We start from the raw sequence: 16,436 nt of genomic DNA, 5'->3' as shown, positions 1-16,436 counted from the left end.
AATATGAATAAAGAGAATAGGCCCTTGCTAACTATTGCCATTCCAACTTGGAATAGGGCAAATTATTTAGTTAAGAATATCGAACAAATTGTATCTCAGCTTGGTGAATTAACTTATCCAATAGAGATTTTAGTATCCGACAACTGTTCCAGCGATAATACTAAAGACTGCGTCGACGAGTTTTTAAACAAAGGACTTCCGATACGATATATAAGAAACTCGGAGAACATAGGTCCTGATCTAAATATTGCACAATGCTTTAATCAGGCGGCTGGGCAATACGTTTTAATTTTTGGCGATGATGACTTACTGATAGATGGCTCGTTAAAACATCTGGAAAGTTTATTGGCGCGTAAAAATTATGGTGTGGTGTCAGTCCGAGCATATGGTTACGACTTCGACTTTAGGGATGAATACCCTGGCGGTAGCGAGAAGTTGTACGAATTTGCAAACTCAAACGAGTTTATTATCAAGTTAGGTAAGTTTTCGACGTTGATTTCCGTGAATATAATATCCAAGGATTATTTGCAAGGTGTCGATGCTAACGATTACTGCGGAACCAATCTGGTACACATTGATTTAATTTACAGTGCTGCTTTAAAGGCGCCTGTTAATCTATATGTAGACAGCTATTTGGTGGCTTATAAGCGTAATAATAGCGGCGGGTACTCCTTTTCCGACGTGTTCGTTGATAAGTTTGGCGCTATTGTTGATAAATATATTGATAGTGGATTATCCGTCGATACTAAATATAAACTCGAATCGGATATGCTGATAGGCTATTATCCATACTACGTGTTAAGGTTGCGGTTGCAGGGAACTGAAGATTTGAGTATTGCCTATTCACGATTTAATGCCAGATTTTCTCAGCATTGGACTTTTCATTGTTTTGTCGCGCCAATTTTTAAGCTGCCAAAAGGATTGGCAATAATTTACGGTGCTATATCAGTTTTTATCGGAAGAGTGTTGACTGGCGACTTCAGGCGTGGTTGCGCTTTTGTTTGGGTACGGTTAGGCAAATTTATTAGGCATTAGTGTTCTGGCTTATGAGCAATTGTTTTTATTAAAGATTGATAAAGTTCACCTTATTAACATACCGATGATTTCTTTTTGCTAAAGGAGGAGACGGCTATTAATTGTTTCAAGATTCTTAAGTATTTATCTCAAGTCAATGAAAATATCAATTGTCACCGTATCTTATAATGCGGCTGAGTTTATTCACGATAATTTGCAGTCAGTATCGAGGCAGAATTTTAATAACATCGAGCATATCGTCATTGATGGTGGCTCAACCGATGGCACCGTCGATATGGTGTGTAAATACGGTCAGCATCTGGCCAAGTTTATTTCCGAACCTGATCACGGTATTTACGATGCGATGAATAAAGGTATTTTTCTGGCGTCCGGTGATGTCATAGGTACACTGAACGCCGACGATGTGTATGCGGATGACACGATATTATCCCAAGTCGCCGACATTTTTTCTGACCCTACTGTAGACGTCTGCTACGCAGATTTGTTGTATGTCGATAGGTACGATGCTTCAAAAATTGTTCGATATTGGACTTCTTGTAACTATCGTAGCGGTTTATTCGAAAAAGGTTGGATGCCGGCGCATCCCACTTTTTTTGTGCGTCGCCGCCTCTATGAGCAGTTGGGCGGATTCGATTTACAGTTTTCCAGACAAGCAGACTTTGAGTTGACTATGCGATTTCTAGCCGTGAATAAGGTTAAGGCTGTTTATATTCCCAAAATCTGGATAAAAATGCGGATCGGCGGTATTTCCAATAATAGTCTGATCGGCATTATCAAAGGAAACATAGAAGCTTATTACGCTTGCCGAAAGAATAACCTGCCCGTGCGAATGCCGATGTTTATTTTACGTAAGGTTCTTTCCCGGATGCCGCAGTTTTTTAATAGACCGACTGTCCCCGTTAAGTAATTCCGCGTTCGTTCAGGCCAAGATTTACGGGTTCTTTGGTCAATGCTTCCGATACCCTGGAGCCGTTGATAATTTGCTAGAATGCCTGTTAGCTCATTTTTTAGTACAGACATGAAACACATCGAACTTCTCTCCCCCGCCGGCACCATTCGTAATATGCGGTACGCCTTTGCGTTTGGCGCTGATGCGGTTTATGCCGGGCAGCCGCGTTATAGCCTGCGTGTGCGCAACAACGATTTTATGGCCGACAACCTAGCCAAAGGCATAGCCGAAGCGCATCAGTTGGGTAAGAAATTCTTTCTGGCCGCCAATGTCATTCCGCATAATGCCAAGATTAAAACGTTCTTGAAAGACATGGCGCCGATCATTGCGATGCAGCCGGATGCGTTGATCATGGCCGATCCTGGCTTGATCATGATGACGCGGGAACAATGGCCGGAGATGCCGATTCATTTGTCGGTGCAAGCCAACACGGTGAATTATGCCAGTGTCAGATTCTGGAAAAGTATGGGTGTGGAGCGGGTGATTTTGTCGCGGGAGTTATCGCTGGATGAGATTGCCGAAATCCGCCAACAATGTCCGGATATGGAGCTCGAAGTATTTGTACATGGTGCGTTGTGTATTGCCTATTCCGGTCGCTGCTTGCTGTCCGGTTACTTCAATCATCGCGATCCGAATCAAGGTACCTGCACCAATTCCTGCCGGTGGAAATACGATACTAAGCCGGCTGTGGAAAATGCGGAAGGCGATTATTTGCTGGCTGATAGTGCGGTCATTTCGATGAATGATTTGAATGCCGGGCTCAATACCGCCAGTTGCGGCGGCGCCGACCGGCATCCTTTGGCCGACAATATCTATTTCCTGGAAGAAGAGGGACGTCCGGGAGAGTTGTTACCGGTGATGGAAGACGAAAACGGTACGTACATCATGAATTCCAAAGACTTGCGGGCGATAGAGCACGTGCAGCGCTTGGTGGAAATCGGTATCGACAGCCTGAAGATCGAAGGCCGTACCAAATCGCATTTTTACGTAGCGCGCACTGCGCAGACTTATCGGCAAGCGATAGACGACGCATTGGCGGGCCGGCCGTTTCAGCCCGAGTTGTTGGGGATTTTGGATAACTTGGCGAATCGCGGTTATACAGACGGTTTTTATCAGCGCCACCATACCCACGAACATCAAAACTACCTATCCGGTTATTCCAAAAGTCATCAGCAGCAATTTTGCGGCGAAATTACCCATTACGACACCGAAACGGGTTGGGCGGACATTAGCGTCAAAAACAAGTTTTCGCTGGGCGATAAGCTGGAATTGATCCTGCCGCACGGCAATCGGGATATAACCGTGGAGAATATGGTCGATAAATACGGTCAGCCCATGCAGGAAGCCTCTGGGGGCGGTTATGAAGTGAAAATTCCACTGCCTGATGCTGATTGCCAGTACGGACTGCTGGCGCGTTATTTCTAGCCTTTGGAGGCTGTATGTCATTTCTTACCGGCGCTTTATGTGACCGCTTTTCTGCCCAAGAAAACTTTCAAATTGCCGAGCCTTTGTTCCGGTATTTCGGCGGTAAAACCCAGTTCAGCGGGCAAATCACGACTTTAAAAGTGTTCGAAGACAACACTTTGGTGCGGACCGTGCTGGAAGAAAAAGTCACTGATCGGGTGCTGGTTATCGACGGCGGCGGCTCAAAGCGTTGCGCCTTGTTGGGGGATACCTTGACTGCTTTGGCGGTCGAAAATGGCTGGCAGGGTATCGTCGTTTACGGCAGTATTCGCGGTTCGGAAGCGATCAACAAAATGCCGATTGGTGTGGTGGCTCTGAACACTCACCCGCTTTGCAGCAGTAAGCACGGACATGGACATCGGGATTCGATGATCACTTTTGCCGGCGTCAATTTCAAAAAAGATCACTATCTTTATGCCGATAGCGACGGAATTATCGTCTCGGAAACAAAATTGGATTAAAATCGTTTTGTCTTAACCAAGTAAAATACTCAAGAATATGCAAATCGTACTCGCAAACCCTCGTGGATTCTGTGCCGGCGTAGACCGGGCTATTGAAATTGTCGATCAAGCGATCGATACCTTCGGTGCACCGATTTATGTGCGGCACGAAGTGGTGCATAACCGTACGGTAGTTGACGGCTTGAAGGAAAAAGGCGCGATTTTTATCGAAGAACTCAGTGACGTGCCGGTGGGGTCCTACCTGATTTTTAGTGCCCACGGTGTGTCCAAGCAGGTCCAAAAAGAAGCGGAAGAGCGCAAGTTAACGGTATTCGACGCGACTTGTCCGTTGGTTACCAAAGTGCACATGCAAGTAGCCAAACATGCCAAACAGGATAGGGAAGTGATTCTGATTGGCCATGCCGGCCATCCTGAAGTTGAAGGCACTATGGGGCAGTACGATAAGTGCACCGAGCATGGCGATATCTATCTGGTTGAAACCCCGGATGATGTGAAAAACCTGAGGGTCAACAACCCGGATAACCTGGCCTATGTGACGCAAACCACGTTGTCTATGACCGACACTAAAATAATGGTCGACGCCTTGCGTGAACAGTTTCCGTCGATCAAGGAACAGAAAAAAGACGATATTTGCTACGCCACCCAAAACCGCCAAGACGCGGTCCACGATCTGGCAAAGATTTCGGATTTGATTTTGGTGGTGGGTTCGCCAAACAGTTCCAACTCCAACCGCTTGCGGGAAATCGCCGAACAGCTGGGTAAGCAGGCGTTTTTGATCGATACTTACAAAGATTTGAAACAAGAGTGGCTGGAGGGCATCAACGTAGTCGGCGTCACTGCTGGGGCGTCCGCGCCTGAAGTGTTGGTACAGGAAGTCATTAATCAACTCAAAGAGTGGGGCGGCGAAACCACCCAGGTTCGTGAAAACAAAGGTATCGAAGAAAAAGTAGTCTTCTCGATTCCGAAAGAATTGAAAAAACACATGGAAGCTTAATTCCGTTTCCGACTGGAGAATTTTATGAGCCTTACTGCGCAAGCACTGGTAGCTGCCGCCAAACAACAGATTACCGAAATCGACGTGGCGACTGCGCAAACGCGCTTGAGCAGTTTATTGCTCGATGTGCGCGAGCCAGCCGAATACGCCGCCGGGCATTTGCCGGGGGCTGTCAATATTCCTCGCGGCTTGCTGGAGTTCAAGATCGACAGTCATCCGGATTTCCAAGGCCGGCAACAGGCGGACATAGTGGTTTATTGCCAGACTGGCGGACGTTCGGCACTGGCTACTCAGGTCTTGAATCAAATGGGTTATAGCGGTGCGGTTAGCATGGCGGGCGGGTTTAAAGCCTGGACGGAGAGCGGTTTAAGCGTTGAGTGAGTTAAATCAAGTCCGCATCGATAAGTGGCTGTGGGCCGCGCGTTTTTTCAAAACGCGCGGTCTGGCCTCCGATGCGGTCAATGGCGGCAAGGTGCACGTCAACGGCCAGCGCTGCAAGCCGGGCAAGGAAGTGAAAGTCGGCGATTTGATTAGCGTTACCAAAGACCAATACACTTGGGAGCTTACGGTGACTGATCTGAATAATCAACGCCGTCCGGCTAAAGAGGCTGTGGCGCTTTACAGCGAAGACCAAGCCAGTATCGATAAGCGGCTTAAGCAAATCGAGCTACACAAGCAGCAGCAAGCCTTGCTGCATCCGTCAGAGCGCGAGCATAAACCCAACAAAAAACAACGCCGGCAAATCCATCGCTTCAAACAGGACGCGCTCTAAGCACTATTGGCGCGTCGAACAAAACAATAGCCACAAAACACACTTCAATTTATCATTCCCGGCTAACTTGCATGGAATTAGTGCTTGAATAGCGTCTATCCGCGGCATCAAGATGCCTTACGATAAATTTTATCGCGTCACGATTAAGCGGCGCCTAAGAACTCGATTCTACATTTAAACGATACTGCATCGGGCACATGCCTGCCTGGCTTTCGCGACACCATAGGATATTTAATGTCGATACGTTGTTTTTCAGTCCTGACTACTGCATTGCTAACCAGCGGTTTGCTGGCCGGTTGCGCCACAACCCGGCAAATTGCCGTCGATTATCCCAAAACCGAGTCTTTACCGATCAAGCCGCTACGCGGTCAATCCATGGTGAGCGGTGACGACTACTATGTACAATTGGTCTCCGACTTTGATTTCAAAGGGGATAACGCCCTGAAAGGCGGTTGCAGCGATGTCGGTGGTCATTACGAAAACGGCGACCTGTCCGCGGCGCTGGTATTCAGTGTGCATAACGATGCCTTAAAACTGAAGCGCGAAGCCAGCGGCTTTTTGTACCAAGCCACGACCGGCAAATGCAATTTCAAGCTGGAAACCAAAAAATCTTATCTGACCCCTTGGTTAAGGCTCGATTCCAGCAAAGACACTCTGATCGAATACAACTTTCTGACCAGTAACAGCCACGAAGCCAATCTTTCCCAATTAATTAACGACGTGAATGCCGCCAGCAGTTTGTTCGCATTCACCGGTGTCGGCGCGGGTATGGCGGTGATGGGCAAGCTGGCCGGCAACTGGGTGGAGAGCAATCCGCAAGTGGTGGCCAAAACTCCCGCAGCCGGTACTTCTGGTAACGGTAAATACAGTTCCGAGACGCATTCTTTGCCTGCCAGTGTGGTACTTGCGGGGGACAGTAGTAGTTTCAATCAAATCCGTCTGGGCGTTTATGAAGTGGTTGAAGGTGGTTTGAGTGCTTGGTCTTCCGAAAGCAAATTGTTGGGCGAATTGCGGGTATACCCGGAAATAGTCTCCTCATTACTGTTGAAAACCTCGGGTGACCTGCCGCCCGACGCGCATGATTTGTCACTTGATGAGTTGTGGCGGATACCGATTCAAACGGCCAATGGCGAAGTCAGTTTGCGGCAGTTGATCGACCAAGTCGACCCGGCCGCGAAACCCAATCTGCAACCGGATTGGCAGAATTACCCGGATGTGGAAAGCCAATGCAGGCGCTTGAAGCTGGCGATGAAAGATTTGGGCTTCAATAAATTTGATCGCAATGCGGTGTTGTACTATTTCCTGAGCAAAACCTCGCCGGATTGGAAAAACTTTAATATCTCCGCGCAGCGGGCCATGACCGACGAAATCCGCCCCAAGTTGCTGGAACAATATCGGGCTAAGGACTTCGCCGGCTGTCTGGCGAGCGAAGACTACGCCGTCATGAAGAGCATGAAGCTGGCGGTTAACACTGAGCAGGATTGGGAGGCGCTGACCAACTCCCGGCAGAAAAAAGAAGGCGTCATCAACCCAATTCAATCGGCGGCGCGGCAATTTTTGTCGGCTTTGCAAAATCCCAACAAAGACGAAGCCGCTCGGCAGCTATACCCTTTATTAAATACCGAAAAAGGCGGGAACGGCACGGTGCTACTGCAAAACCATTTGGGCAACTTTGGTTTGGAAGCGCTACTGCAAGTGCCGACGGTTGCTGACGAAGGCGTGCTGATCAACGCCAGCCAGCTGGCGGGTGTGTTTAGCGGGCTCAATGTCGAGACTTACACTTGTGCGCGTCCGGCTCAAGATCAAGGCCAGCCTTTGGCGAATATCGGCATCATGCTGTTTGTCACCAAACCCGGCAGCCCGCGTGAAAAAGGCGGGGCTTTGGAGTTTGAGTTAGTGCAAGGCAAGATTGCCCGTTTGGCTTTTCAACATCCGTCCTTTCGAGATTTCGAACAAAACCTGGCCGATTATCCGGATCTCGGCGGATGCCGGATAGATGCCGATTTGTTGAATAAGCTGCACTAATTTCCAGCGTGTGGTGGTGACAATGAATCGAAAAAAAGGCTTGATCGCAGGATTGGGGCTTATTGCGCTTTTGGCGATCTACGCCTTCTTGGGGTTTTACCTGGTGCCGGCACTGGCCTTAAAAAAACTGCCGGCTTTAATTCAGGAAGAAACCGGACAGCAAGCCCGGCTTTCGGCGATTCGCTTTAACCCCTTCAAATTCACACTGACCTTGGAAGGCTTTGCCCTGGCGGCGAAAGACGGCAAAGATCTAGCGGGTTTCGAGCGTTTATTTGTCGATTTGGACGCAGTGGAATCGGCAAAGCTGGGCGGTGTGGTTTTAGATGTCATTGAGTTGCATAATCCACAAGTCAATATCGAACGTCGCGCCGACGGCGCATTCAATTTTGCGGATATAAAAACCAAGCAATCAGAGTCGCAGCCTGACACAACAGACAGTGACGGCGAAAGCTTGGCGCTGTTGGTTCATCAAATCGCGATCACAGAAGGACGCATAGGCTGGCAGGATGCTACCAGCGGTCAAGTGCTATCGGAAAACCTGTTACCGCTTAATCTATCACTCAACGAATTCAGCACTCAGGCGGCAAGCAGTGCGCCGGGCGAATTGAGTGTGGGTTTGGAATCGGGCGGTACTATCCAATGGCATGGCGATTTCTCGATTGCACCGCTGGCTTCTAAGGGGCAGTTGCAGTTGGAAAAAATAGGTCTCGCCAGAAGCTGGCAATTATTTTTGCAACAAATCCTGCCGGTGGAAATCGTCAACGGCGTGCTGGGTTTGCAAGTCGATTACACGCTTGCCCAAGCAGCGGATGGGATGCTCACAAAACTAAGCAACGGCAATGTCGAGATCAAACAGCTGGAGATCACCGAGAACAATCACGGTAAGCCCTTAGTTAGTCTGCCGGCCTTGGCGGTCAACGGCATTAATGTCGATGTTAATCAGCAGCAAGTTGAGATTGGTGCGGTATCCAGCAGCGATGCGGGGATTAGCGCATGGTTGCAAGCGGACGGTGTTGTCAATTATCAGGCTTTGTTTGCCGGAGATGCCGCGGCTCAAGACGTTAATCAACCAACTGCACCGCCGGCGGTTGCCGAGGAAAGCAAGCCCTGGCTGGTTAAAGTGGATGAGCTGGCATTCAACAACTACAACGTTCATTTCACCGATTACAGTTTGCCGAAGCCGCTGGAGCTGCAACTGAGCGAGTTGAGTGGCAAGGTGCAAAAATTTAGCACGCAGGACAGTGGTAAATTGCCGGTGCAATTGAGCTGCAAGTTCAATAATACCGGCGGGTTGAAAGTGGACGGCGAGATGAGTTTGCAGCCTTTTGCGGGGTCTTGGGCGCTGGATATTCACGATATTAACCTGAAAGTGTTCCAATCTTATCTGGACCCCTTTTTAAAACTGGAATTGGTGGATGGCGATTTCAGCGGGAAGGGTAATTTGCAATTAGCGGTGGCCGAACAGCTGCAACTCACGTTTCAAGGGGACGCGAATTTAGAAGGTTTGGTGACTCGGGATCAGCTCAAAAATGTGGATTTCTTGAAATGGTCCAATCTGGAGGTGTCGGGAATAGACATCGATTTGGCGAAACAGGATTTCAAATTCGCCAAGGTAATGTTTGACCGTCCTTACCTGCGGTTTAATATCAAAAAGGATGGTAAAACCAATATCGACGATCTAATGCTGCCGCAAACACCCGCAAAACCAGCGCCGGCAGCTAAACCTCCTGCAAAACCGGCGGCCGGCAAATCCACCGAGCCGCGGGTCAGTATCGGTAAAATCGAACTGAAAGAGGGTAAGTCGGATTTCTCCGACTACTCCTTGATATTACCGTTCGTAGCGGCCATGAACAGTCTCAACGGCGAAGTCAGCGGTTTTTCCTCGGACAAAGATGCCGAGGCCAAGTTGGCTTTAAAAGGCAAGGTTTACGAGATGGCCTCGGTCGGTATCAAAGGCAAATATCAATTCGATACGGGGGATTCGGACATTGCCCTAAATTTTACTAACATGCCTTTGCCGTTGATTACGCCTTATATGGCTGAGTTTGCCGGCTACCGGATTGAGAAAGGCCAAATGGCGTTGGATTTGCGCTACACCATCAAGCAGGCGCAGTTGGCAGTGCAGAATAAATTGCTCATTGATCAGTTGACCTTGGGTGAGCATGTGGAAAATCCGAATGCGGTGTCCTTGCCTTTGCATTTGGCGATTGCCTTGCTGAAAGATGCGGACGGCAAAATTAATCTGGATTTTCCCATCACCGGCAGTCTGGAAGATCCGAAATTCAGTATTGGTTCCTTGCTGGCCGATGTGTTGGTTAATCTGATCTCTAAAGTGGCGATGTCGCCGTTCAAAGCGCTGGGTTCGCTGCTCGATGATGACAAGGACTTTAGCGCGGTGGCTTTCGCACCGGGTAGTGCTGAATTGGCTGTCGAAGAATCCGCCAAACTGGATCAGCTTAATAAAGCCTTGCTCAGCAAACCCGAGTTGACCCTGGAAATCAAAGGTATTGCTTACCAAAACATGGATTGGCCGGCGATGCGCTTTGAAGCAGTAAAGGATGTATTGAAAAAAATGAAGTCCGGCGAATTGCGCGACAAAGGTGAGAAAGTTCGGCACGAATACATTGAATTGACCGACGATGACTACAAGCGCTTGCTGGCCAAGTTTTTTGGCGAAGTCTTCCCGCAGGAGATGGATAGATCCTTATTAGGCAAGCCGCGGATCAAGGCTAATCCGGACTCTGACTTTTACCCGTTGGCGCAACAGAAACTGGAAGGCATTTTTCCACCCGATCCGCAGCGCCTTAACGATCTGGCGATTGCCAGAGCCAATCATATCGCGCAGTATCTGGCCGAACCGGGCGGGATTAGCAAAGATAGGCTGTATCTGATGGCGACCGAGTTGAATCAGGCTGAAACAGCCGATGGGATTAAATCGGTGCTATCGTTGAGCGTTTCACAGTAAACGGAAGCTTACACTGTTTGTAATATAATGGCGTTTACGCAGCGATAGTGGCGCATCGATTTGTATTTAAGGTTTTATAAAAATGGAGATTCTAATGTCAACCCAGTTTTTTCGATTTATTCCACTGTTGGCTCTAAGCCTAGGCGGACTGTTTTTCGTGTCTCCGGCGGCTGCGCAATCGCTAACATCCTGCACGATGACTTACAAGTTGAGCGGTTGGTCACTCGTTTATAAGCAATACGATGGCCTGGGTAATATCAGCTGCAGTAACGGACAGCGGGCGCAAGTTGCACTGGCGTCCAAGAGCATAGGTTTTACCATCGGTAAATCGGAAATCGAGGGGACCGGGGTGTTTTCCGAAGTTAGAAATCTGAATGAAATCTACGGCAGCTTTGTCGCCTTCGAAGGCCATGCCGGTGCCACTAAATCGATAGACGGGCAATTGTTAACCCGAGGCGAAATTTCTTTGGCGCTGTCCGGCAAGGGTCGTGGTATAGACATTGGCGTGACCTTGGGCGCTTTGACTATCTCACCTAGATGATCGGTTTTTGCGTTGCCGTTGCTTACCGATAAGGTCTGGGATTTTGCTGATTATGTCGATGGTAGGTGACCCGTGCCGTTTGTAGTCCGCGATCAGACAGGGGCAATCGTGCAACTGTGCGACAGTAGCGATGAGTGGCTCGATGTCGACCACCCTGAAGTAGTTGCATTCTTGCAGCAGGTCCCAAGTGATAAGGCAAGGGAAGCCTTGTCAGCTACCGATAACGACATGGTCAGGGTCATAGACGATTTGGTGGATTTACTGGTAGCCAATCAGGTGCTGATTTTTACCGAGCTTCCTGAGCGCGTGCAAACCAAGTTGTTGGCAAGGAAGCAACTCAGAAAGGATGTGAATGCCTTGCAAAATTTGATGGTAGACGATGAAGGGTTGTTCTAGGCAATGGTTGAGGGCTTAGCAACACAGCGCGCTGTTGGTTTTGTCGCCTATTGGGATGTCATCCTGAATAGTGAGCGATTCGCAGCACGTTCATCAATAATGGATGCTCTGTGAAAAACTCGTTTTTTCTGGTCATACCCCAGCAAAAAAATGATCCCCAATTGTCGGCGTCGTTTACCGACGATGCGCTACGGCAATGGATTACGGAACTGCCGACTGCCAATCCCGGTCTGGCCGCCCGTTTGTTTTACGAGTTGTTAGGTGAATTAATTTCGGTGGAAATGCCGGCGGCAAAGCGCTTGCATGCATTGGAGTTACTCAGAGACAGCTTCTACTTGATCGACGATTATTTGCGCTCGCGGTTAATCAAGTTCGGTTTCCCAAAGGGCGAAAGCGAAAAAAAAATATTCGGCTTGGCCTGTGCAATCGAAAGACAATTTACCATCGGCTATTGGAGTGTGGTCAAGGATTTGACCCGCCGAGAAATTGGTTGGTTGCAGGGTAAATCCACGGCCTTGGCGATACAGCGGACTATCCGGGGCTTGAGCCGCATCGTGATAAGTCACTACATGATGAGCTATCCGGTGCCGGATTGGATCTGGATCGATTTGCACTCGTTGTATAAACTCGCCGTGAAGTTGGATAAGGCGGGCTCCAAGGTGGCCGACCAGGGCGGTATATTCAGTAAACTGTCGTCAGTCGAAGACAGCTATAAACAAATATTGCTGTTAAGTTTGGCTTATCCATCCGGCTTGATGCAGAAAGAGTTTCAACTGGTTTATGAGTTTCTCGAGAAAATCAGCGATTTTCTGCAAATCGAAACCAAACCGGTAGCCGAACAAGCCGTGCAATGCGCGATTTTAATGGACGAAGACCTGCCGCCGGCTTTTTTGCTCGGCGGCACACAGACGGATCGCCGGTCGGATTCGGCCATGCTTTACCTGAATCTGACCAAGTTGGGTAAAGTCATCAAACAGGCGGACAAACTGTGCAGCAAGGAGGAGGCGCGTTTTAGTTCGCTGGAAGTCGATAAGAATAATCATCAAAAGCTCTCGGCGGAACTGTTCGACTATCTGATGCAGCGCTGGCAAGGGAAGGAGCCGCAAGGGACGGTCTATTTTGCCGATAGGCTGGATAGATATGTGGCTATTGGTTTGGAAACGACCTATGATCTATTGGAAACCGGTAGACCCGGTCTGGAAACCGGTCTGGAAATACGGGCCGAGACTGACTCCGAACGCGCATTGTCCTGTAATTTCCACAAGGAAGGCGTGCTGTCTATCGGTAGCTTGGTGAGTTTTCGTAAGATAGACGCGATGCCGCAACAACGTTCGCTCGGCGTGGTTTGCAAAATACTGCTCCCCAAGCAGGATTCCAAGCTGATATTCGAGGTGATGGTCATCGCCGCGCAAGCTTTCCCTGTGGCTTATCAGGCGCTGGAGGCGGATACCGATGCGGAGCGCAAGAAAGCCTTGATCTATGGCATAAGAGATAATGAAGGCGAAAAGAGCTTTATCATCATGGATTCTTTTCGCTTGAAAGACGGCGATTTATTGCGAATGTTCATGGGGCATGAGAATTTTCCCATTATTTTGAACGGCCGTAGAAATATCGGCTTGGGCTATTGGCAGTTCGAATGCCGGCGTATTCTGGACGACGTCGTTCCCACGCAGAACAAGAAGAAAGGCTATGATTTTATATAACAAAGACGATTGCCGCCCGGTTCCGACAGGGAACAGGCGGCAGAACCCAGCAAACAGACTCAATGACAGCAAATACCGATCAGACATCTGATTTTAACGCCCTCGTCGATCCGCACGCCCAGCGTGAGGCCGAAAAATACGAGAATCCCATCCCCAGTCGCGAGCTGATTCTCCAGCTTATTCAAGAAGCCGGCAAGCCGCTACGCCGCCAACAAATCGCCCAACAATTTGCCCTGGAAACACCTGATGCCCTGGAGGCGCTGCGCCGCAGGCTGCGCGCCATGGAGCGCGACGGCCAGTTAAGTTTTAACAGCCGGCAAAAATATTGCTTGGGCTCCGGCGGCAACACTATCGCCGGACGGGTGCTTGGCCATCCGGAAGGCTTCGGTTTCTTGAAACCCGATGACGGTAGCGAAGACCTGTTTTTGTCGCCGCGGGAAATGAAGCCGCTGATGCCTAATGACCGAGTCATCGCGCGCGTGGCCGGCATTGATAGACGCGGCCGTCGCGAAGCGGCAGTGATTGAAATCAGCGAACGCAATACGCATCAAGTGGTCGGTCGGTTTTTTACCGAGGGCCGCGTGGCTTATGTGGTGCCGGATAACAAAAAGATTGCCCACGAAGTACTGATTGCCAAGGAAGACGTCGGCCATGCCAAACAAGGCCAGATCGTGGTCGCAGAGATAATTCAGCAACCTAGCCAGCATTGCCAGCCCTTGGGCCGCATCATCGAAGTACTGGGCGCGCATATGGCGCCGGGCATGGAAATCGAAATGGCGATTCGCTCTCACGATTTGCCCAATCAGTGGCCGGACCAGTTACTGGAAGAAATCAAGGAACTCACGCCGCAAGTGCCCGAGTCCGCCAAGCAGGGCAGGGAAGATATTCGCAAGTTGCCCTTGGTCACCATAGACGGCGAAGATGCCCGGGATTTCGACGATGCTGTCTACGCGCAAAAAACCCCGAAAGGCTGGAAATTATTGGTAGCGATTGCCGACGTCTCACATTATGTAAAAGTCGATACGGCCTTGGATGCCGAAGCCAAAAACCGCAGTACTTCTGTATATTTTCCGGAAAAAGTCATTCCGATGCTGCCGGAGATACTGTCTAACGGATTGTGTTCGTTGAACCCGGAAGTGGATCGTTTATGCATGGTCTGCGAATTACTGATCAACGAAGAAGGTAATGTCCTGCGTTCCCGGTTTTTTGAAGCTGTGATGCGCTCCCATGCGCGTTTGACCTATACCGACGTAGCAAAAATGCTGGTGGATGGCGATCAGAAGCTGGCAAAAAAATACGCCGCTTTGCTGCCACATTTACAGACTCTGTACGACTTGTACAAGGTGATGCGTAAGCAGCGCGAGTTGCGCGGGGCGATGGATTTCGACACCCAGGAGACCAAAATCGTCTTTGGGCCGGAGCGCAAAATCGCTGAAATCGTGCCTTTGCAGCGCAACGATGCCCATAAGCTGATCGAAGAATTTATGATTACCGCCAACACGGCAGCGGCGAAGTTTCTGAACAAGAAAAAAATGCCGCGCCTGCTGCGGATCCACGATGGCCCCGGCCCGGAAAAATTACTGGCACTGAAAACCTTTCTAGGCGAACTGGGTTTATTTCTGGGTGGTAAGGCTCAACCCACGCCATTGGATTACATGCATCTGCTGGAGTCGGTAAAGGAACGTCCCGACGCGCATTTGATTCAGACGATTTTGCTGCGCTCCATGTCGCAAGCCGTTTACAGCCCGGAAACCAAAGGCCATTTTGGCTTGGCGCTGGATGCCTATGCGCACTTTACTTCGCCGATCCGGCGCTATCCTGATTTGCTGGTGCATAGGGCGATCAGGCATTGTCTGGCCGGTAAGTCGGTTGATAGTTTTTATTACACGCATCCTGACATGGTGTTGTTGGGTGAGCATTGTTCGGCGAACGAGCGCCGAGCCGACGACGCCACCCGCGATGTGGTGAGCTGGCTGAAATGCGAATACATGATGGACAAGATCGGCGAAGAGTTCGACGGCGTGATTTCCGCCGTGACCGGTTTTGGCTTTTTCGTTGAATTGCAATCGATTTACGTGGAAGGCTTGGTGCATATCGCCTCCCTGGTACAGGATTATTTTGCCTTCGACGCCAGTAAACATCAGTTGTACGGCGAGCGTACCGGCGTACGTTACCGCTTGGGCGATATGGTGAAAATTCGCGTGGTGCGGGTTAATCTGGACGACAAGAAAATCGATTTTGAGTTGCTACAATCAGGTAAAAAAATCGCTAAGACCAAATCCTCTTCGGGCCGCAAAAAAGCCGAAGCCAGCGCTAAAGCGACGAAGTCGAATAAAGATAAAAAATCCTCAAGTAAGCCAAAAGCCAAAAAACGCCGTCGCTCATGAATTTAACCCAATTGTTTGGTATTCACGCGGTGCAAGCCGCGCTGGATTATTCACCGCAGAAAATTCGCCGAGCCTGGGTGGATAGTCAACGCCAGGATGTGCGCCTGAAGCAAGTGATAGACGATCTCGTCAAGCTGGGAATCAATCCGGAAAAAACCGAGCGTAAAAAGCTGGAAAAGATGGCCGACGGCAAAAATCATCAAGGGATTGTGGTGGCCGTGGAATTGCCGGCGATGCGCAGCGAAGACCAGCTCAAACAAGACGTTGAAGCGCTAACCCAGACGCCGTTTTATCTGGTGCTGGATCAAGTGCAAGATCCGCACAATCTCGGCGCTTGTCTGCGTACCGCGGATGCCGTGGGTGCGCATGGCGTGATCGTCACTAAAGACAATGCCGCCGGTATCACGCCGACGGTTTGTAAAGTAGCCAGCGGTGCAGCGGAAACGGTGCCGGTGTATCAGGTCACCAATCTGGCCAGAGTTCTGCGCTGGTTGAAAGAGCAGAATATCTGGATCATGGGCGCGGCCGGCGAAGCTGAACAAACTGTGTTTCAGATGGAACTCGATATGCCTTTGGCGGTGGTGATGGGTACGGAAGGTACTGGCATGCGCCATCTGACCCGTCAGCATTGCGATTTTCTGGTGAAAATTCCTATGGCTGGACAGGTGGAAAGCCTGAACGTATCGGTGGCTGCTGGCGTATTGTTGTACGAAGTGTTTCGGCAGAAACTGCTTGCTTAAGCGG

Annotated in this window: 14 protein-coding genes; all 14 read left to right on the top strand. The window is 49.7% G+C overall.

What is annotated here, in order from left to right; translation table 11 throughout:
• The first annotated feature begins 3 nt into the window (after positions 1-3).
• The 14 genes from QLH52_RS13825 (at position 4) to rlmB (ending at position 16,432) form a co-directional block, all read left to right on the top strand.
• On the top strand, positions 4-1,035 hold the full coding sequence (locus QLH52_RS13825; protein ID WP_205450626.1) for a glycosyltransferase family 2 protein: 1,032 nt from the start codon (positions 4-6) through the stop codon (positions 1,033-1,035).
• A gap of 136 nt (positions 1,036-1,171) precedes the next feature.
• A complete protein-coding gene (locus QLH52_RS13820; RefSeq protein WP_033155224.1) occupies positions 1,172-1,942 on the top strand; it encodes a glycosyltransferase family 2 protein in 771 nt (256 codons plus the stop codon).
• Positions 1,943-2,053: 111 nt separating this feature from the next.
• The gene (gene trhP / locus QLH52_RS13815) at positions 2,054-3,409 is read left to right on the top strand and encodes a prephenate-dependent tRNA uridine(34) hydroxylase TrhP (RefSeq protein ID WP_319961961.1); all 1,356 of its coding nucleotides are present in this window, start codon (positions 2,054-2,056) and stop codon (positions 3,407-3,409) included.
• Between the two features lie 14 nt (positions 3,410-3,423).
• A complete protein-coding gene (gene rraA / locus QLH52_RS13810) occupies positions 3,424-3,909 on the top strand; it encodes a ribonuclease E activity regulator RraA (protein ID WP_033155222.1) in 486 nt (161 codons plus the stop codon).
• Positions 3,910-3,946: 37 nt separating this feature from the next.
• Positions 3,947-4,903: a 4-hydroxy-3-methylbut-2-enyl diphosphate reductase gene (ispH, locus tag QLH52_RS13805; protein ID WP_033155221.1), complete on the top strand. Its 957-nt coding sequence runs from the start codon at positions 3,947-3,949 to the stop codon at positions 4,901-4,903.
• 24 nt (positions 4,904-4,927) lie between these two features.
• Positions 4,928-5,284: a rhodanese-like domain-containing protein gene (locus QLH52_RS13800; protein WP_101055393.1), complete on the top strand. Its 357-nt coding sequence runs from the start codon at positions 4,928-4,930 to the stop codon at positions 5,282-5,284.
• Entirely contained in the window at positions 5,277-5,675 is a 399-nt protein-coding gene (locus tag QLH52_RS13795; RefSeq protein ID WP_101055395.1) for an RNA-binding S4 domain-containing protein, read from the top strand. Before QLH52_RS13800 ends, QLH52_RS13795 begins: the two co-directional genes overlap by 8 nt.
• A 234-nt stretch (positions 5,676-5,909) precedes the next feature.
• Positions 5,910-7,700, top strand: a complete 1,791-nt coding sequence (locus tag QLH52_RS13790) for a hypothetical protein (RefSeq protein WP_319961960.1) — start codon at positions 5,910-5,912, stop codon at positions 7,698-7,700.
• Positions 7,701-7,722: 22 nt separating this feature from the next.
• A complete protein-coding gene (locus QLH52_RS13785) occupies positions 7,723-10,665 on the top strand; it encodes a DUF748 domain-containing protein (RefSeq protein ID WP_319961959.1) in 2,943 nt (980 codons plus the stop codon).
• Positions 10,666-10,759: 94 nt separating this feature from the next.
• A complete protein-coding gene (locus QLH52_RS13780) occupies positions 10,760-11,206 on the top strand; it encodes a hypothetical protein (RefSeq protein WP_026604268.1) in 447 nt (148 codons plus the stop codon).
• 72 nt (positions 11,207-11,278) lie between these two features.
• Positions 11,279-11,602 carry a hypothetical protein gene (locus QLH52_RS13775; protein ID WP_033155216.1) on the top strand — a complete coding sequence of 108 codons (324 nt, stop codon included), beginning with the start codon at positions 11,279-11,281 and terminating at the stop codon, positions 11,600-11,602.
• Positions 11,603-11,712: 110 nt separating this feature from the next.
• Complete coding sequence (locus tag QLH52_RS13770) at positions 11,713-13,305, top strand: hypothetical protein (protein WP_033155215.1); 1,593 nt, start codon at positions 11,713-11,715, stop codon at positions 13,303-13,305.
• A gap of 62 nt (positions 13,306-13,367) precedes the next feature.
• Positions 13,368-15,692, top strand: coding sequence for a ribonuclease R (gene rnr, locus QLH52_RS13765; protein ID WP_319961958.1), 2,325 nt, complete (start codon positions 13,368-13,370; stop codon positions 15,690-15,692).
• Positions 15,689-16,432 (top strand): 23S rRNA (guanosine(2251)-2'-O)-methyltransferase RlmB, encoded by a 744-nt coding sequence (gene rlmB, locus QLH52_RS13760; protein ID WP_033155213.1) that lies wholly within the window; start codon positions 15,689-15,691, stop codon positions 16,430-16,432. The genes rnr and rlmB overlap by 4 nt, the downstream gene beginning before the upstream one ends.
• The last annotated feature ends 4 nt before the right edge of the window (positions 16,433-16,436 follow it).

The sequence above is a fragment of the Methylomonas defluvii genome, from assembly GCF_033949435.1.
Classification (GTDB): Bacteria; Pseudomonadota; Gammaproteobacteria; order Methylococcales; family Methylomonadaceae; genus Methylomonas; species Methylomonas defluvii.
Note: the sequence above shows the minus strand (reverse complement) of the source record. Positions and strands in the feature narration are given on the sequence as shown.